Raw genomic sequence first — 17,294 nt, 5'->3', positions numbered from 1 at the left:
AAGCTACAAGCGGCAAGAAAGAGCAGGGGCATCCTTACTTGCCGCTTGAAGCTTGTAGCTTGTAGCTGCTTTTACTTCTTGGCCGCCTGATACAGCGGCATCACCTTCGGAATCGCCGCCTGCAACGAGGCGATACGGCTGCTCGAAGCCGGGTGGGTGCTCATGAACTCTGGCGGCGCGCCTTCGGACGCCTTGCTCATCTTGTTCCACAGGGTGATCGCGGCGTTCGGGTCATAGCCGGCACGGGCCGACAGTTCTAGGCCGATCAGGTCGGCTTCATTCTCGTTGGCACGGCTGTTGGGCAGGGTCATGGCGTAGTTCACCACGGTGTCGGCCATGGCCATGCTGTCCTGCCCCAGGCCAAAGATCGCGCCGGCGCCCTGGCGGGCCATTTCCACGCCGTAGGCCTTGGACATCGCTTCACGGCTGTGCTCGCGCAGGGCGTGGGCGATTTCATGGCCCACCACCGCGGCGATCTCGGCGTCGGTCAGCTGGAGCTGATCGATCAGCCCGGTATAGACGATGATCTTGCCGCCCGGGCCGCAGTTGGCATTGAGCTCGTCGCTCTTGATCACGTTGACTTCCCAGTTCCACTGCGCGGCATCCGGCCGGAACTGCGGTGCCTGGGCGATCAGGCGCTTGGCGATGGCCTGCACGCGCTTGGCATCATTGCTGCTCTTGTCCAGCACGCCCTTGCTCGACGCCTCGCCGAGGGTCTGCTGGTAGGACTGGGCGTACATCTTGTTGACCTCATCGGTCGAAAGCATGCTGAACATGTATTGCTGGCGCTGGACGCCCACGGCACCACCACTGGTGGTATTGACCGCCTGGCAGCCGCCAAGCAGGACGCCGACCGTCAGCATGCTGACAACGAATGACTTACGCATGAAAACACTCCCTTTTTACGTGCCGCGTATCCTAGGCTCAGACGCCCGCCCCTGCCAGAGCCGCAGGTAAGATTTCTGACAAGTTCCTCATGCTTTGGTATTAGCCCGCCGATAACACTCGGTAACAACCTCCTTGCGCGCGGAGCTTTGCCATGAAGTTCAAGTCGATCCAGTTTTCCGTGGCCGCCCTGGCCGGTGCCATCGTGCTGAGCATTGTCGCGGCCCTGGTACTGTACGCCGTCTACTCCGGGCAACGCACCCAGGCGCTGGTGCAACAGCGCACCCAGCAACAGTTCGAGAACGTCATCGAGCAGCGCCTCACCGCCCTGGCACGCACCCAGGTCAGCGAAATCCAGCGCGGCCTCGAAGCCCCGCTGTCGATCGCCCGCAGCCTGGCCACCGGCAACGCCATGCTCGGCATGCAGGCAAGCGACGGACAACCGCTGATGCGGGTCGACCGCGAGCACCTGATCAACCAGCTCAAGCGCACCGTGGAGGTCAACCCAAGCGTGCTCGGCGCTTACCTTGGCTGGGAGCCCAACGCCCTCGACCATGCCGATGCCCGCTACGTCGGCAGTAGCCTGGTGGGTATCGACAGCGCCAACGGCCGCTTCCTGCCCTGGTGGTTCCGCAATGGTGATGGCAGCCTTGGCCAGGACAAGCTGGCCGATGTCGACGACCGCACAGTGCTCGCCACCGGCGTGCGCGCCAGCGAGTACTACCTGTGCCCCAAGGAGTCGAAGAAGGCCTGCGTGATCGACCCCGCGCCTTATAAAGTGGGCGACAAGATGGTCATGCTGGCGTCGTTCGTCGAACCGATCATGGTCGATGGCCAGTTCCAGGGCATGGCCGGCGCCGACCTGTCGGTGAACTTCATCCAGGACCTGCTCAATGCCGCCGATCGCCAGCTGTACGACGGCGCCGGGGAGCTGGCGCTGGTTTCCAGCAACGGCCGCCTGGTGGCCTATACCCGTGACCCGGCGAAATTCGGCGAGAAGGCCAGCGATGTGCTGGACAGCGACGAAGCCGGCACCCTCAAGAACCTGAGCGGCGAAACCCTGCACTACGAAGTGGACGCCGGCAAGGATCGCATCGAGCTGTACCTGCCGTTCAAGGTCGCCAACACCGATGCGCGCTGGACACTGCTGCTGGAACTGCCGCTGAGCGCCGTGATGGCCGAAGTCAACCAACTGCAGCAGGACCTGGCCGAACAGCGTCGTACCGATATCACCGGCATGACCCTCGTCGGCCTCGGCATCGCCGCCCTTGGCCTGCTGGTGATCTGGCTGCTGGCCCTGGGCATCGCCCGCCCGCTCAGGCAGATGGTGGCGATGCTCGACGACATCGCCCAGGGCGAAGGCGACCTGACCCGCCGCCTGCACAGCGACCGGGCCGACGAACTGGGCGCCATCGCCAAGGGCTTCAATACCTTCCTGGCCAAACTGCAGGCCATGATCAGTCAAGTCGTGGGCTCGGTGCAGAAGGTCAGCGACTCCTCCGAGCACACCGCCGACATCGCCATCCGTACCAACCAGGGCGTGCACAAGCAGATGGCCGAGATCGACCAGGTAGCCACCGCCGTGCATGAAATGACCGCGACCGCCCAGGATGTGGCGCGCAACGCCACGCAAGCGGCCCAGGCTGCCAGCGCGGCCGACCGCGCGGCCAACCAGGGCCTGGAAATCGTGCGCGACACCTCCAGCGCCATCAGCGCCCTGGCCAGCGAGATCGGTCGCGCAGTCACCGTGGTCCAGGACCTGGCCCGCGACAGCGAAAACATCAATGCCATCCTCGTGGCCATCCGCGCCATTGCCGAGCAGACCAACCTGCTGGCGCTCAACGCCGCCATCGAGGCCGCTCGCGCTGGCGAGCAGGGTCGCGGCTTTGCCGTGGTCGCCGACGAAGTGCGCAACCTGGCGCAGAAGACCCAGCAGGCGACCGAGGAAATCCAGCAGATGATCCAGCAGTTGCAGCAGGGCACCCGCGAGGTGGTCAAGGTGATGGAGGACAGCCAGGGCAAGACCGACGACAGCGTGCTGCAGGCCAGCCGCGCCGCCGAGGCGCTGGAAAGCATCACCCAGGCGGTGTCGGTAATCAACGACATGAACACCCAGATCGCCAGTGCCGCCGAGGAGCAGAGTGCCGTGGCCGAGGACATCAACCGCAATGTGATCAACATCGGTCAGGTGGCTGGCGAAGTGGCGGGCGGTGCCGACGAGTCGAGCCAGGCCAGCGCCGAGCTGACCAAGCTGGCGGAGCAGCAGCGCCGCCTGATCAATCAATTCAGGGTGTAGGTATCAAAAGGGGCGGGGTGTGGGAGCGGGCTTGCCCCGCGATACGATCCTCGCCTCACCACCGCCATCGCGGGGCAAGCCCGCTCCCGCCAGAAAAGCTGTTTGCTCAAGCCGGGGTCAGGCACTCCGGCCCATCGAGCTTCGGATCGTTGACGAAATACGCCAGCGCCCGCTCACGCAGCGCCGTCGGCGGCTTGGCCAGCAACTCGTGCAGCTTCGCCATCGGCGTGTCGGGATCCAGCCACAGCGCCTGCTCGGCCTCGTCCAGAATCAGCGGCCGACGCTGGTTCATCGCCGCTTGCGTCACCACCGCACAACTCAACCACTCTTGTTCCTGCACCGGGTAGACCTCCCACACCGCGGCGAAGAACAATGACGCACCCTCCCCCGGTGTCACCCAGTACGGGCGCTTGCGCGCCGTGCCGCGCCATTCGTAGAAGCCGTTGGCGGGCATCAGGCAACGCCGCTGGCGCAGGGGCTCGCGAAACATCGGCTGCTCGGCGAGGGTTTCGGCACGGGCCTGGGCTGGTGTACGGGAAAGGTCGGTGAGCCAGGCCGGGGTCAGCCCCCAGCGAGCGCTGGCCAGCTGCAACTGGCCGTCGACCTGGCGTTGAATCAGGACCGAGGCGCCGGGCGCGATGTTCCATTGGGCCTTCTGGCCCGGGGGGAAGCCCGGCAGGCCGGCGAAGCTCTGGGACCAGCGAAACAGGGCGTAGCGTCCACACATGGGCGAAATCAAAACCTAGCAGATCAGGGTTCCGGGATAACTCTCCGGTTCGTCACCGGCAAGCGGCTGGGCGGCATTGTACTCATCGATCAGTTGCCGTGCGTACCCGGCCTGCTCGTCGGGCACCGCCAGGCCGAGCAAGCCGTGCATCGGCAACTCGCCCACGGCGCCCATCAGGTCGCGCCCGACCAGGTGCACCTCGATGCCTTCGCTGGCCAGCATGCCCACCAGCACCTGGGCCTCCAGCAGGCTTTCCGGTTCATAGATTCGCCGCATCAGTCGTTCTCGCCAAAGACATCCAGCATCCACTCCTCACCATGGACCTGCAGCACGAAGCGAATGGGCTTGCAGCACACCTGGCAGTCCTCGATGTATTGCTGGTCACCGCCGGACAAGTCCACCGTGGTTTCGACTTCCTCGCCACAATAAGGGCAATCGTAGATCGCAGTTTCCAGCATCGCGGCCTCCGGAGTGACTTGTGCGTATAATTGCCGGTCTGTTTACAGGGCCTGTGTGCGTCCGAGCCGTTTTTCGGAGCCCGCCCCTACCTAATTACCCTAGCCGTTTCCAACAAGAGAGCATGATGGGCGAATTCGATGCCATCCGACCGTACGACGACGCTGAGGTCCCTGCCGTGCTGGCACGCCTGCTCAGCGACCCGGCATTCCTCGATATCCTCACCCACTTCCGCTTTCCGCGCGCGGCGGGTGCCTTCGGCTGGCTGCTCAAACCACTGATCGCCCGGCGCCTGCGCAAGGAATTTGCCGGCGTGACCTGCGTGTCCACCCTGCAGGACAAGGTCGAGTACTACGTCGACCGCACCATCGACCGCGCGACCGACGGCGTCACCTACAGCGGTGTCGAACAGCTCAAGTCCGGCACCGCCTACCTGTTCCTGGCCAACCACCGCGACATCGTGATGGACCCGGCCTTCGTCAACTACGCGGTATACCACGCCGGCCTGCCGACACCGCGCATCGCCATCGGCGACAACCTGCTGCAAAAGCCGTTCGTCAGCGACATGATGCGCCTGAACAAGAGTTTCATCGTGCACCGTTCGATCAGCGGCCGCCGCGAGAAACTGGCCGCCTATCAACTGCTCTCGGCCTATATCAACCACTCGATCCGCAACGATGGCGCGTCGATCTGGATCGCCCAGGCCGAAGGCCGCGCCAAGGACGGTGACGACCGCACCGATTCGGCGATCCTGAAAATGTTCCACATGAGCCGCAAGGACGAACCGTTCGGCGCGGTGATCCAGAGCCTGAACCTGATCCCCGTGTCGATCAGCTACGAGTACGACCCCTGCGACCAGGCCAAGGCCCGCGAGCTATACATCCGCGCCACCACCGGCACCTACAAGAAGGCACCCGGCGAGGACGACAACAGCATCGCCCAGGGCATCACCGGCTACAAAGGGCGGGTTCACATCAACTTCGCCCCCCCGGTGACCGAGTACCACGAGGACACCAAGCAGCTGGCGCAGGCCATCGACCGGCAGATCCTCGGCGGCTACCGGCTGTTCCCGGTGCATTACCTGGCCTATGCGATGTGGGCAGAGAAGGATGCGGCACTCGAAGTACCGAGCGCGGAGAAGCTGTTCCCGGCCGATGAACTGGCCAAGGCCAAGGAAGAGTGGCAGCGCCGCCTGGACGCCTGCCCGGTCGAGCAGCAGCCGTACCTGGTGCAGCAGTACGCGACCCCCGTGCGCAATCAGTACCAGGTGAGGCTGCAGCCCACTTCAGCCTGATAACGCACCTGTAGGAGCGGCTTTAGCCGCGAACACCCGCTTTGCGGGTGCCAGGCACCGCGTTGCCTGGATCGCGGCTTAAGCCGCTCCTACAGGGTAGGCATCGGCGATTCAGATCCAGGTGCTGAACCAGGACAGCAGCAACGCCATCGCCAGGCAGCAGAAACCGAGGATGTAGTAATAGCGCGGCACCCGCTGCTCGAGCACGTCCACCACCCCCTCATCCATCGCCAGGCTTTCCTTCGCAAGCGCCTCGCGGCGCCGGGCACCATGCAGCAGCAGCCCGCCGGGGCAGGTGATCAGCAAAGCCAGCAGATTGATCAGCTTGGCCGGATGGGCGGCCAGGAAGCCCCAGAGCACTTGCAACGACATTACGCGACCTCGGTATCTCGTGTGGCAAAGCCCGGCATTCTACCCAAGCCGACTTCAACCACCGCCACTTTGCGACCAGCTGTCATCCAGGCTCTGTACGAAATGTATCTGCACTCGCCCATACTGCGTTGAAACGGGGCTCGGAATGCTCATGTACTCTAGTACAGTCGGGCGCGACCCCGGCCGTTCCTCTCCCCGTTTCGCCTTGTCTGGCCTTCGCGCAGACACATTTCGTACAGAACCTAATTTCATCTGTCACACGCTCGTCATCAAGACAGGCCACCCTGTCGGCCTTCAACTGACCGGAGCTTGTCATGCTGCACGCCGAAAACCAGGACCGCCTCTACCTCGTGGCCCAGAGCGACGAACAACAGGCGCTGATCGACGGCTTCGCGATCAACGTCCAGGACCGTCAGTGGCTGGTGTATTGCGCCCTGGGCGGGCATGCCCACGACGACCTGCCGGAGATCGACCCGCACACTGGCATCAGCCTGCTGGACTTTCACGTCCAGGCCGCCTGACCGGCCCTAGTGTGGTGTTTTGCAAATACGACCAATAACTCGCGAGTGATTTTTGCGCTCAGGCAAGGCGTCGCGACGAGTCGTAGCCCAGCTACGGCGAAGAGCGACAACGCCGCATGAGCGCAAAAAGCACCGCGAGTTATGGTCGTTATTTGTGAAACACCACACTAGATACAGCCATGAAAAAGCCCGCTGCCTGTTTCGCAGGCAGCGGGCTTTTTCATGGCTGTATCGGCGTACTTACTCGCCCAGCACCTGACCGACGGTCGGGTCCTTGAACAGGCGGGTCAGGGCATCGCTGAGCACGTCACTCACCAGCTTGGTGTTGGTTTCCTGGTTCGGCGCCATGCCGAAGCGCTGGTCCAGCGACGCACCGTAACGGCCGCTGTAGCGACGGTTGGCACTCGACACGTCAGCGCGGAAGGTGGCACCGATGGTCGCCTCGGTCACGTACATCTTGTCCTTGGGCGACTGGTACTTGAGCTCGGCCAGGGTCACGGTCAACTGCGGGGCATTGCCGGCATTCGGCGTCGGGGTGAAGCCCAGCAGGCGCACCGCCGCCTCGGCCTGGGCCTGCAGCTTGGGCACCACGTCATTGCCATTGACTGTGATGGTGCTGGTCTCGGGGTACATGCCACCACGGGTGCCGAGCGACTGCGAGGCGCGCCCGTCGACAACCCTGACCACCACCGGCTGGCCGTGGCCGACCGGAGCCAATTGCTGGGTGAGCTTGGGTTGCGGGCTGAGTTGCTGCGGGCTGTGGGCACAACCGGCCAGGCTCAGGCTGGCCACCGCGAACAAACCGACCAACAGACGTTGCAACATGCGCATTTCTCCAGAAAAAGCGGCAAAGGCCCACAGTATACCTAGCGCGCCACACGCCAGCCATCGCCCGGCCCGCTTGTCACAATCGTTTCATGCCCCTGCGTTTATCCTTGCGCCAGCCCTCACTCACAGGACGCCACGTCATGGCCTCGCTCTGGACCCTGCTCTTCCACCGCCCGCGCCACGCCACCTACGCCCGCCTCGACAGCGATGGCACCTGCCTGGCCTTCAAGCACTGCGCCACACCGCCGGGCAACGGCACCTGGGTGCCGGTCAGCGAAGCGCGACTGGCCTGGCTGGGCCACCCGCTACCGGCCAGCGCCCGGGTTTGCGACGGTGCAACGCGCCGTTGGCAGCAACGCACCCTCGCAGCCTGACAAACGCTGCAATAAAAACCCAACAAGTACGCCCTTTCCGCCCGCGACATCGTTATAATCTCCCCCCGATTATAAGGACGTCTCCTGATCGGGCCCCGCATTCGCCGCTTCAACCCGGCACCCTCGACGCTTCGCCCACAGAGAGCCTTCCACTCAGGTCTTGCATTGGCTGTCGTGCCTGCTGTTTCCGGCCGTCCGCTGCGCATGAACCTGCGGGTTGCCATCGCGCAGTCCACTTTTGAGGTTCACGACTCCAAAAGAGCGTGAAAAAACGGTTTTTCACAACTTCACGAGAGTGTGGCGAGCAAATGAACAGTCTGGCATGTGCAAGAGCGGCAGATGTGTACCGAACAGCCCTGAACAGACGGCAAAAGCGCTCATCCCTGATGAATGCCTGAGGCCGGTCCATAACGCACGACGGACCACTTGACCATAAGTCGAATTGCCGCACCCGTGGCAATGGGCGTTCAATAGCCGAACACCCAAGACTGATTGGCGGTGTCCGCGGAAGTTGCAAGAACTGCGAAGAGTCGGACATGGCGATCCTGGCCAACCCAGGGATCCTATGCTGTCAATTAGGTGCTGTAGATTGTGGAGACGCGTTAATGGCGCAGAACGAATCGGTTGATGTGGTACTGGTAGGCGCGGGCATCATGAGTGCCACCCTGGCCGTACTGCTCAAGGAGCTCGACCCGACCCTGAAGCTCGAGGTCGTCGAGGCGATGGACTCCGGAGCCGCGGAGAGTTCCAATCCCTGGAACAACGCCGGTACCGGCCATGCCGGCCTGTGCGAGCTCAATTACACCCCGCAGGCCGCCGATGGCAGCATCGACATCAAGAAGGCCGTGCACATCAACACCCAGTTCGAGGTTTCGCGCCAGTTCTGGGCCTACCTGAGCCGCAAAGGCAACTTCGGCTCGCCGCGCGCCTTCATCAACCCGGTGCCGCACCTGAGCTACGTCGAAGGAGACAAGGGCGTCTCGTTCCTCAAGAAGCGTTTCGAGTTGCTCAAGCAGCACCACGCCTTCGCCGAGATGGAATACACCGAAGACAAGGCCGTGATGAAGGACTGGATGCCGCTGATGATGCCAGGCCGCCCGGCCGACCAGCACATCGCCGCCACCCGCGTGATGAAGGGCACCGACGTCAACTTCGGCGCCCTCACCAACAAGCTCCTCAAGCTGCTTGGCGACTCGCCGGATGCCCAGGTCAAGTACAGCAAGAAGGTCGTCGGCCTGCGCCGCAACGGCAGCGGCTGGACCGTGAGCATCAAGGACGTCAACAGCGGCGGCAGCCGTGAAGTGGACGCCCGCTTCGTCTTCCTCGGTGCCGGTGGCGCCGCCCTGCCACTGCTGCAGGTGTCCGGCATCCCCGAAAGCAAGGGCTTCGGCGGCTTCCCGGTCAGCGGCCAGTGGCTGCGTTGCGACAACCCGGAAATCGTCAAGCAGCACCAGGCCAAGGTCTATAGCCAGGCGGCGGTCGGCGCCCCGCCGATGTCGGTGCCGCACCTGGACACCCGCGTGGTCGACGGCAAGAAATCGCTGCTGTTCGGGCCATACGCCGGCTTCACCACCAAGTTCCTCAAGCACGGCTCGTTCATGGACCTGCCGTTGTCGGTGCGCATGGGCAACATCGGCCCGATGCTAGCCGTGGCCCGTGACAACATGGACCTGACCAAGTACCTGGTCAGCGAAGTGATGCAATCCATGGAGCAGCGCCTGGAATCGCTGCGCCGCTTCTATCCGGAGGCGAAAGCCGAGGACTGGCGCCTGGAGGTGGCCGGCCAGCGCGTGCAGATCATCAAGAAGGATCCGAAGAAAGGCGGCATCCTGCAGTTCGGCACCGAGCTGGTCTCGGCCGAGGACGGCAGCCTGGCCGCGCTGCTTGGCGCATCGCCGGGCGCCTCGGTGACCGTGTCGATCATGCTCGAGCTGATCGAGCGCTGCTTCCCCGAGCAGGCCAAGGGCGCCTGGGCGGCCAAGCTCAAGGAAATCTTCCCCGCCCGTGAGAAGACCCTGGCCACCGACGCGGCCCTGTACCACAAGATCAGCGCTGAAAACGATGTGGCGCTGGAGCTGGTGGAAAACAGCCCGGCCAAGCATTACGCCTGATCCGGCTGAAACAAAAAAACGCCCTTCGGGGCGTTTTTTTGTTTGCGGGCAAACCCTCGTGGGAGCGACGGTGCGCCGCTCCCACGCAACGCCACGGATCAAACTCGGGCGTTGTCGATGATCTCGATGTACTCCGGCGCATTGCGCTGGTCGGCGATGGCCTCGACGAAAGTCTTGCCATGTTCGTCCTTGCCATCCAGGTCGTAGCCGGCCGCCACGAAGAAACCGACGTAACGTTCGAAGTCGTCGACGCGCAAGCCGCGGTATCCCTTGATCAGCTTGTGATGCGAAGGCGAAGTCAGGCCATCGGCCGGCTCGAACTGCAGGAACGTCTTGATGTACTCGTCGCTGATCTCGTCACCAATCACTTGTTTCTTGTCTTTACGCATCGCCGACTCCAACTGGACCATCACGGACATTTTCGAAGGCCGGCAGTTTACCCCCCGGCGACGGCGAGCCTCAACGCGTACGTACGGTGCCGGTGTGCAGATCCGCCCAGATATGGCCGTTGGCATAGGTGAGGAACTGAACGTAGAGCGTCTCGTTACGCAGCAGGTCCATGACCACACGGTAGTTGGCCAGCGGGTAGTTGAGCGTCAGGGTGCGGGTCTTGTCGTCGTACACCGGTTTCTTCAGGCTCTTGCCGCCCTCTCCGTCGAAATTGAGCAGGACCTGGCCGATGGTCGAGCCCTTGCTCAGCGGCTTGCCCTTCAGGCGCACCTGCAAGGAAGAGGTGATCGGGATCGGCTGCTGGTCGGACTGGCGCTGGGTACCGACCACCACGCTGTAGTCGGTGACCTGCAGCAGTTGCTGGCTGGCCGGTGCTTCCTGGCGCAGGGAGAGGTCGTCGGGCGGGAGGAACTGGCTGTGCAGCGGCGCGGCGGCAAGCGGCAGGCTCACCGCCAGCAGGAGGGGGACGATCGCACGCATGTGGGGCTCCTTGGCATGAGCAGGCACTCTACGCACAGGCCCTGGCGCGGGGCAAGCCCGGTCCCGAGGTGAGGGAGCGGGCTCAAGATGGGGCGCAAGCTCAATCGAACTGCGCGCGCATCCAGGCGTGGTAATCGCCGACGCCCGCGTCGCCGTCGCGAGGCGCCCACTCAGCCAGCTCACCCTCGCCTACCGGACGATACGGGCCCGCCTTGCATTCGAACATGATGCTGTCATCTTCCAGCACCACCAGGCCATGGAAAACGCCCGGGACCAGGTCGACGCCCAGGCACTCCCCTCCCGCCTCGAGCACACGCTTGCCAATCACTGCGCCCTGGTCATCGAAAATCAGCAAGCCCAGACGCCCCTTCAGCACAATCAGCGTCTCGGCCTTGTCGTCGCTCAAATGACGATGGGGCTGGATATAGGTACGCGGCTGCAGGCCAACGGCCATGCGGTGGCAAGGCTCCTCCATCGCATGAAAGTTGTGGTTCTGCCGACCACGCGGGTTGGAGATGGCTTGATGCGCCAACCCGACGAACAACGACTGATCGAGGAACGCAGGCTGGCGCATGCTCACATCCCCTTGACGGCGAAGAGGCCGTTGGCGTTGCGCCAGTAGCCCTTGTAGTCCATGCCGTAGCCGAAGACGTAGCGATCGACGCACGACAAGCCGGTGTAGGTGGCCTTCAGGTCCGAGCTGGCCTTGCGGTCGTGGTCCTTGTCGATCAGCACTGCGGTGTGCACGGCGCGGGCGCCGGCGTGCTTGCAGAACTCGATGATGGCGCTGAGGGTGTGCCCTTCGTCGAGGATATCGTCGACGATCAGTACGTCACGGTCGATGAACGACACTTCCGGCTTGGCCTTCCAGAACAGCTCGCCACCGCTGGTGGTGTTGCGGTAACGGGTGGCGTGCAGGTACGAGGCCTCCAACGGGAACTGCAGGTGGGTCAGCAGCTTGCCAGAGAAGATCAGGCCACCGTTCATCACGCAGAAGACCACCGGGTTCTTGTCGTGCAGGTCCTTGCAGATCTGTTTACCGACCTCGGCGATGGCGGCCTCGACCTCGGCTTCGTTGTACAGGCAATCAGCCTCGCGCATCACTTGACGGATATGCTCGAGATCGGCGGACATGGCGCTCTCCAGGGGGTGCGTTTTGGAAAAGCGGGCAAAGGTACGCATCCGCTCGTCCCAGATCAAGCCTTTATGGACTAACGTGCACAATGACTGCACGACATCAAGGACTGAATAGATTAATCTAGCGCGGTTTTTTTGCCCGCCTCCCGGAGCCCTCCCCCTATGCCTACTCGTGAGATCCGCCATCCGCTGATCCGCCACAAGCTCGGCCTGATGCGCCGTGCCGATATCAGCACCAAGAATTTTCGCGAACTCGCCCAGGAAGTCGGTGCACTGCTGACCTATGAAGCCACCCAGGACCTGCCGCTCGAAACCTACGAGATCGACGGCTGGTGCGGCAAGGTGCAAGTCGAGAAAATCGCCGGCAAGAAGATCACCGTAGTGCCGATCCTGCGCGCCGGCATCGGCATGCTCGACGGCGTGCTCAGCCTGATCCCCGGCGCCAAGGTCAGCGCCGTGGGCGTGGCCCGCAACGAAGAAACCCTCGAGGCCCATACCTACCTCGAGAAGCTCGCGCCGGATATCAACCAGCGCCTGGCCCTGATCATCGACCCGATGCTGGCCACCGGCAACTCGATGGTCGCCACCATCGACCTGCTGAAAAAAGCCGGCTGCAAGGAAATCCGCGCCATGGTCCTGGTCGCGGCGCCCGAAGGCATCGAAGTGGTGGAAAAAGCCCACCCGGACGTGCAGATCTATACCGCCTCGATCGACCAGCGCCTCAACGAGCACGGCTACATCGTGCCGGGCCTGGGTGATGCCGGCGACAAGATCTTCGGCACCAAGCAGAAGGACGCCTGACCATGCAGGACGGCTTCAACGACCCGCTCTGGCGCCAGGTCGTTTCGGGCGCGCAGATGCTCTTCGTGGCATTCGGCGCGCTGGTGCTGATGCCGCTGATCACCGGCCTCGACCCCAATGTGGCGCTGTTCACCGCCGGCATCGGCACCCTGCTGTTCCAGCTGGTCACGGGCCGTCAGGTTCCGGTGTTCCTGGCCTCGAGCTTCGCTTTCATCACCCCGATCATCCTCGCCAAGGGCCAGTTCGGCCTGGCCGAGACCATGGGCGGCGTCATGGCGGCAGGCTTCGTGTACACCTTCATGGGCCTGATGGTGAAGATCAAGGGCACCGGTTTCATCGACCGCATGCTGCCGCCGGTGGTCATCGGCCCGGTGATCATTTCCATCGGCCTGGCCATGGCGCCGATTGCCGCCAACATGGCGATGGGCAAGGGTGGTGACGGCGCTGCGCTGATGCCGTACAAGACCGCCATGCTGATCTCCATGCCGGCACTGCTGACCACGCTGATCGTGGCCGTGTTCGGCAAAGGCATATTCCGTCTGGTACCGATCATTTCCGGCGTGCTGGTGGGCTTCGCTCTGTCGTTCGCCTTCGGCGTGGTCGACACTGCCAAGATCGCCGCGGCCCCATGGCTGGAACTGCCCAACTTCACCGCGCCAGCCTTCAACTGGCAGGCCATTCTGTTCATCGTGCCCGTGGCCCTGGCCCCGGCGATCGAACACATCGGCGGGGTGATTGCGGTGGGCAGCGTGACCGGCCGCGACTACCTGAAAAAACCCGGCCTGCACCGCACGCTGCTGGGTGACGGCCTGGCCACCACGGCAGCCGGCCTGTTCGGCGGCCCGCCCAACACCACCTACGCCGAAGTGACCGGCGCGGTGATGCTGACCAAGAACTACAACCCGAAGATCATGACCTGGGCGGCGGTATTCGCCATCACCCTGGCCTTCATCGGCAAATTCGGCGCATTGCTGCAGAGCATTCCGGTGCCGGTGATGGGCGGCATTCTCTGCCTGTTGTTCGGCTCGATCGCCGCGGTGGGCATGAACACCATGATCCGCCACAAGATCGACCTGGCCGAAGCCCGCAACCTGGTGATCGTCTCGGTGACCCTGGTATTCGGTATCGGCGGCGTGCTGATCGGCAGCGGTGACGGCCCGGACGACTGGGGCCTGAAGGGCATCGCCCTGTGCGCCGTGGTGGCCATTGCCCTGAACCTGATCCTGCCGGGCAATGATGGCTGGAAGAACAAGAAGCTGGATGATCAGTTGCCTTGAATGACGAAGTAGCTGCACCTATGTGAGAGCGGGCTTGTCCCGCGATGGCGTCAGCCCAGGCCATCGCCATCGCGGGGCAAGCCCGCTCCCACGCAGCACCACGAACTCACGCTCAGGCCTTCTCGCACATCCCCGCCAGCACCCTCACCCACTCCGGGTGATCGTTCAGGCACGGCACCAGCACCAGCTCCTTGCCGCCGGCCTCGATGAACTGCTCACTGCCGCGCATACCGATCTCTTCCAGCGTCTCGATGCAGTCGGCAACAAAAGCCGGGCACATCACCAGCAACTTCTTCACCCCCGCCTTGCCCAGTTCATCCAGCCGCGTTTCGGTGTAGGGCTCGATCCACTTGGCCCGGCCCAGGCGCGATTGGAACGATACTGACCACTTGCCGTCCGGAATGCCCATCTTCGTCGCGAAGGCCCTGGCCGTGGCCAGGCACTGGCCGCGATAACACACCGCGCGCATCTCGGCGCTGGCGTCCTTGCAGCAGTCGGCAGCCTGGAAGTCGTGATTGCCGGTGGGGTCGAGCTTTTTCAGGTGTCGCTCAGGCAAACCATGGAAGCTCAGCAACAGGTGATCGTAGTCCTGCTCGAGGTACGGGCGGGCGCTGGCGACCAATGCCTCGATATAGTTGGGATGCTCGTAGAACGGCTGGAGCACGCGGGTCTGCAGGGGCAGCCGGCGCTCGGCGATGGTCTGCTTCGCCAGTTCCACCACCGTGGTCACGGTACTGTCGGCGAACTGTGGATAAAGCGGTGCCAACGTCACCTTGCGCACACCTTGCGCAGCCAGGCGCTCGAGCACGCCAGGCAGTGCCGGCTCGCCATAGCGCATGGCGATCTCCACCGGGCCATGGGGCCAATGCTCGACCATCGCCTGGCGCAGGCGGCGGGTCAGTACCACCAGGGGCGAGCCTTCGTCCCACCAGATCGACCCATAGGCATGGGCAGACTGCTCCGGCCGCTTGATCAGGATCAGCGACACCAGCAACCGCCGCACCGGCCAGGGCAGATCGATCACGTACGGGTCCATCAGGAACTGGTTGAGGTAGCGGCGCACGTCGGCCACCGAGGTGGAAGCCGGCGAACCGAGGTTGACCAGCAGCAGGGCATGATCGGTCATGCAGCGTCCTATGTCAGAGGCGGCTGGACAGGTTGTCCAACGCCGATTGCAGATCGTTGAAACGGAACGTGAAACCCGCCGCCAGCAGACGCACAGGGCGGGCGCGCTGGCCACCGAGCAGCAGCGTCGACATCTCGCCGAGCCCGGCCTTGAGCAGCAGCGCCGGCATCGGCATCCATGCCGGACGATGCAAGGTGCGCCCCAGGCGCTTGGCGAACTCGCGGTTGCGTACCGGCTCCGGCGCGCAGGCATTATAGGGACCGCTGGCTTCCTTTTGCTGCATGAGAAAATCAATCAAGGCGATTTGATCGTCGATATGCACCCAAGGCATCCACTGCCGACCATCGCCCAATGGCCCGCCAAGGCCCAGTTTGAAGGGCAGGCGCAGGCGCGACAAAAAGCCGCCATCGGCAGCCAGCACCAGGCCGGTACGCACCAGCACGACGCGGATACCCAATGCCTGAGCACGCAGGGCAGTCTCCTCCCAGGCGATGCACAGCTGGCTGGCGAAGTCCTCCTTCACCGGGGCCGAGCTCTCCGTGAGCTCGCGCTCGCCGCCGTCGCCGTACCAGCCCACCGCAGAGCCCGAGATCAGCACCGACGGGCGCTGTTCGCGGCGCTCCAACCAGGCCAGCAGCAGCTCGGTGAGCGCCACCCGGCTGGCCCAGAGCAGGGTGCGGCGCGCCGCAGTCCAGGGCCGATCGGCGATGGGCGCGCCGGCCAGGTTGATGACCGCATCCACTGGGTCGTCGGCGGCGATATCGTCCAGCCGCGCGACGCCACGCACTCCAGTGCCACAGATTTTCGCCACCTGTTCCGGCCGGCGGCTCCAGACCGTCAGCCGATGGCCCTCGGCCTGCCACCGTTGGCAAAGGTGTTGGCCGATAAGGCCGGTACCGCCGGTCAGCAATATATGCATGGCTGTGTCCTCACAGTTGGCGGCCGTGGTCTATTTTTAAGATCAAGGCACTTTTTTGACCGATCGCTCTCGGATAAACATAGGCCACCTGCCTATCGAGCGGAATAACCTTATACAAACATTGTGCATTGTACAGGTTTGCCTGGCAGCGTACGCTGCGTAAAGCTAGGTTCGAAGAGGCCATCATGACAGTACCCATCGCCATCATCGGAGCCGGTATCGCCGGCCTGTCCGCAGCCCAGGCCCTGCAGAAGGCCGGGCAGACCGTCCACCTGTTCGACAAGGGCCATGGCAGCGGAGGCCGCATGGCCAGCAAGCGCAGCGAGGCCGGGGCCCTCGACCTGGGCGCGCAGTACTTCACGGCACGTGACCGGCGCTTCGTCGAACAGGTCCAGCACTGGGTCGCCTCAGGCTGGGCCGAGCAGTGGAAACCGCAGTTGTACAACTACCGCGATGGCGAACTGACGCCCTCCCCCGACGAACAGGTCCGCTGGGTCGGCGTGCCGCGCATGAGCGCCATCACCCGTGGCCTGCTCAAGGATGTCACGGTCAATTTCGGCTGCCGCATCGCCGAAGTGTTCCGTGGCAAGCAGTACTGGCACCTGCAGGACACCGAAGGCTGCAGCCATGGGCCGTTCAGCCGCGTGGTGATCGCCGTGCCGGCCCCTCAGGCCACACCGCTGCTGGCGGCCGCGCCGAAACTCGCGGCGGTTGCCGCCGGTGTACAGATGGAGCCGACCTGGGCCATCGCCCTGGGCTTCGAGACACCACTCGACACCCCGATGCAGGGCTGCTTCGTCCAGGACAACCCGCTCGACTGGCTGGCGCGCAACCGCAGCAAGCCAGGCCGTGACGATCACCTCGACACCTGGGTGCTGCATGCCACCTCCAGCTGGAGCAGGCAGCATATCGACCTGGCCAAGGAGGAAGTGATCGAGCAACTGCGGGGTGAGTTCGCCGAACTGGTCGGTTGCGCGGTACCCGCGCCAACCTTTGCCCTCGCCCACCGCTGGCTCTACGCCCGCCCCACCAGCAACCATGAGTGGGGCGCGCTGGCCGATGCCGACCTGGGCCTGTACGCCTGTGGCGACTGGTGCCTGTCCGGGCGCGTCGAGGGCGCCTGGCTTAGCGGCCAGGAAGCCGCCAGGCGCTTGTTGGAGCACCTGGAATAGGCGCTCATTAAACTTATACAAAAAATTTGTTTGTATAAGTTTTCATCTGTGCTGAAATTGCCTTGTAC

General features: G+C 63.7%; 20 protein-coding genes and 1 pseudogene. 9 read left to right on the top strand and 12 right to left on the bottom strand.

All coding sequences use genetic code 11. The features are described from left to right. Nucleotides 1-71: 71 nt before the first annotated feature. Nucleotides 72-887, bottom strand: coding sequence for a M48 family metallopeptidase (locus ACZ9C1_RS22635; protein WP_023631454.1), 816 nt, complete (start codon nt 885-887; stop codon nt 72-74). Between the two features lie 152 nt (nt 888-1,039). Between ACZ9C1_RS22635 and ACZ9C1_RS22630 the strand changes: the two are divergent. Continuing rightward, nucleotides 1,040-2,326: pseudogene (locus ACZ9C1_RS22630) on the top strand (methyl-accepting chemotaxis protein); the annotation flags it as partial. A gap of 12 nt (nt 2,327-2,338) precedes the next feature. Beyond that, nucleotides 2,339-3,181, top strand: coding sequence for a methyl-accepting chemotaxis protein (locus tag ACZ9C1_RS22625; RefSeq protein WP_371919247.1), 843 nt, complete (start codon nt 2,339-2,341; stop codon nt 3,179-3,181). 106 nt (nt 3,182-3,287) lie between these two features. On the opposite strand, the gene ACZ9C1_RS22620 is transcribed toward ACZ9C1_RS22625, so the two are convergent. From ACZ9C1_RS22620 to ACZ9C1_RS22610, 3 genes are read right to left on the bottom strand one after another with little or no spacing between them, the layout of a single operon-like run. Continuing rightward, nucleotides 3,288-3,908 carry an SOS response-associated peptidase gene (locus ACZ9C1_RS22620; protein WP_110703091.1) on the bottom strand — a complete coding sequence of 207 codons (621 nt, stop codon included), beginning with the start codon at nt 3,906-3,908 and terminating at the stop codon, nt 3,288-3,290. Between the two features lie 15 nt (nt 3,909-3,923). Beyond that, nucleotides 3,924-4,184, bottom strand: a complete 261-nt coding sequence (locus ACZ9C1_RS22615) for a putative signal transducing protein (RefSeq protein ID WP_023630964.1) — start codon at nt 4,182-4,184, stop codon at nt 3,924-3,926. Further along, nucleotides 4,184-4,366 (bottom strand): CPXCG motif-containing cysteine-rich protein, encoded by a 183-nt coding sequence (locus ACZ9C1_RS22610; RefSeq protein WP_102682562.1) that lies wholly within the window; start codon nt 4,364-4,366, stop codon nt 4,184-4,186. The genes ACZ9C1_RS22615 and ACZ9C1_RS22610 overlap by 1 nt, the downstream gene beginning before the upstream one ends. Before the next feature lie 125 nt (nt 4,367-4,491). Between ACZ9C1_RS22610 and ACZ9C1_RS22605 the strand changes: the two genes are divergently transcribed. Further along, nucleotides 4,492-5,658 carry a 1-acyl-sn-glycerol-3-phosphate acyltransferase gene (locus ACZ9C1_RS22605; RefSeq protein ID WP_102682563.1) on the top strand — a complete coding sequence of 389 codons (1,167 nt, stop codon included), beginning with the start codon at nt 4,492-4,494 and terminating at the stop codon, nt 5,656-5,658. Between the two features lie 111 nt (nt 5,659-5,769). Here ACZ9C1_RS22605 and ACZ9C1_RS22600 read toward each other — a convergent pair whose 3' ends face one another. After that, nucleotides 5,770-6,030, bottom strand: a complete 261-nt coding sequence (locus ACZ9C1_RS22600) for a hypothetical protein (RefSeq protein WP_139668615.1) — start codon at nt 6,028-6,030, stop codon at nt 5,770-5,772. Between the two features lie 314 nt (nt 6,031-6,344). Between ACZ9C1_RS22600 and ACZ9C1_RS22595 the strand changes: the two genes are divergently transcribed. Next, on the top strand, nt 6,345-6,551 hold the full coding sequence (locus ACZ9C1_RS22595; protein WP_046857121.1) for a hypothetical protein: 207 nt from the start codon (nt 6,345-6,347) through the stop codon (nt 6,549-6,551). A gap of 240 nt (nt 6,552-6,791) precedes the next feature. Here ACZ9C1_RS22595 and ACZ9C1_RS22590 read toward each other — a convergent pair whose 3' ends face one another. After that, entirely contained in the window at nt 6,792-7,376 is a 585-nt protein-coding gene (locus tag ACZ9C1_RS22590; RefSeq protein WP_476254403.1) for a YajG family lipoprotein, read from the bottom strand. A 143-nt stretch (nt 7,377-7,519) separates the two neighbouring features. Here ACZ9C1_RS22590 and ACZ9C1_RS22585 point away from each other — a divergent pair, with 143 nt between their 5' ends. Then, a complete protein-coding gene (locus tag ACZ9C1_RS22585) occupies nt 7,520-7,753 on the top strand; it encodes a hypothetical protein (protein WP_102685298.1) in 234 nt (77 codons plus the stop codon). Nucleotides 7,754-8,358: 605 nt separating this feature from the next. After that, a complete protein-coding gene (gene mqo / locus ACZ9C1_RS22580; RefSeq protein ID WP_102685299.1) occupies nt 8,359-9,864 on the top strand; it encodes a malate dehydrogenase (quinone) in 1,506 nt (501 codons plus the stop codon). Nucleotides 9,865-9,962: 98 nt separating this feature from the next. On the opposite strand, the gene ACZ9C1_RS22575 is transcribed toward mqo, so the two are convergent. The 4 genes from ACZ9C1_RS22575 to ACZ9C1_RS22560 form a co-directional block, all read right to left on the bottom strand. Next, nucleotides 9,963-10,253, bottom strand: coding sequence for a PA4642 family protein (locus tag ACZ9C1_RS22575; RefSeq protein ID WP_110703080.1), 291 nt, complete (start codon nt 10,251-10,253; stop codon nt 9,963-9,965). 70 nt (nt 10,254-10,323) lie between these two features. Continuing rightward, nucleotides 10,324-10,794, bottom strand: a complete 471-nt coding sequence (locus tag ACZ9C1_RS22570; RefSeq protein WP_102685301.1) for a hypothetical protein — start codon at nt 10,792-10,794, stop codon at nt 10,324-10,326. Between the two features lie 100 nt (nt 10,795-10,894). Further along, on the bottom strand, nt 10,895-11,368 hold the full coding sequence (locus ACZ9C1_RS22565; protein ID WP_102685302.1) for a WbuC family cupin fold metalloprotein: 474 nt from the start codon (nt 11,366-11,368) through the stop codon (nt 10,895-10,897). Nucleotides 11,369-11,370: 2 nt separating this feature from the next. Next, the gene (locus ACZ9C1_RS22560) at nt 11,371-11,928 is read right to left on the bottom strand and encodes a hypoxanthine-guanine phosphoribosyltransferase (RefSeq protein ID WP_277502904.1); all 558 of its coding nucleotides are present in this window, start codon (nt 11,926-11,928) and stop codon (nt 11,371-11,373) included. A 165-nt stretch (nt 11,929-12,093) separates the two neighbouring features. Between ACZ9C1_RS22560 and upp the strand changes: the two genes are divergently transcribed. Together upp and ACZ9C1_RS22550 are read left to right on the top strand one after the other, a co-directional pair. Beyond that, on the top strand, nt 12,094-12,732 hold the full coding sequence (gene upp, locus ACZ9C1_RS22555) for a uracil phosphoribosyltransferase (protein WP_023630748.1): 639 nt from the start codon (nt 12,094-12,096) through the stop codon (nt 12,730-12,732). 2 nt (nt 12,733-12,734) lie between these two features. Beyond that, complete coding sequence (locus tag ACZ9C1_RS22550) at nt 12,735-14,009, top strand: uracil-xanthine permease family protein (RefSeq protein WP_038707351.1); 1,275 nt, start codon at nt 12,735-12,737, stop codon at nt 14,007-14,009. A 112-nt stretch (nt 14,010-14,121) separates the two neighbouring features. Here the strand turns inward: ACZ9C1_RS22550 and hemH are convergent, their stop codons facing one another. Both hemH and ACZ9C1_RS22540 read right to left on the bottom strand, forming a co-directional pair. Further along, a complete protein-coding gene (hemH, locus tag ACZ9C1_RS22545; protein WP_277502896.1) occupies nt 14,122-15,135 on the bottom strand; it encodes a ferrochelatase in 1,014 nt (337 codons plus the stop codon). Nucleotides 15,136-15,148: 13 nt separating this feature from the next. Beyond that, nucleotides 15,149-16,054 carry a TIGR01777 family oxidoreductase gene (locus ACZ9C1_RS22540; protein WP_476254402.1) on the bottom strand — a complete coding sequence of 302 codons (906 nt, stop codon included), beginning with the start codon at nt 16,052-16,054 and terminating at the stop codon, nt 15,149-15,151. Nucleotides 16,055-16,239: 185 nt separating this feature from the next. On the opposite strand from ACZ9C1_RS22540, the gene ACZ9C1_RS22535 reads away from it, so the two are divergent. Next, nucleotides 16,240-17,226, top strand: coding sequence for an NAD(P)/FAD-dependent oxidoreductase (locus tag ACZ9C1_RS22535; RefSeq protein WP_476254401.1), 987 nt, complete (start codon nt 16,240-16,242; stop codon nt 17,224-17,226). Nucleotides 17,227-17,294: the final 68 nt, after the last annotated feature.

The sequence above is a fragment of the Pseudomonas sp. TE21435 genome (genome assembly GCF_056279265.1).
The sequence above is the reverse complement of the archived record's forward strand: the minus strand, read 5'-3'. Positions and strand labels throughout refer to the sequence as shown.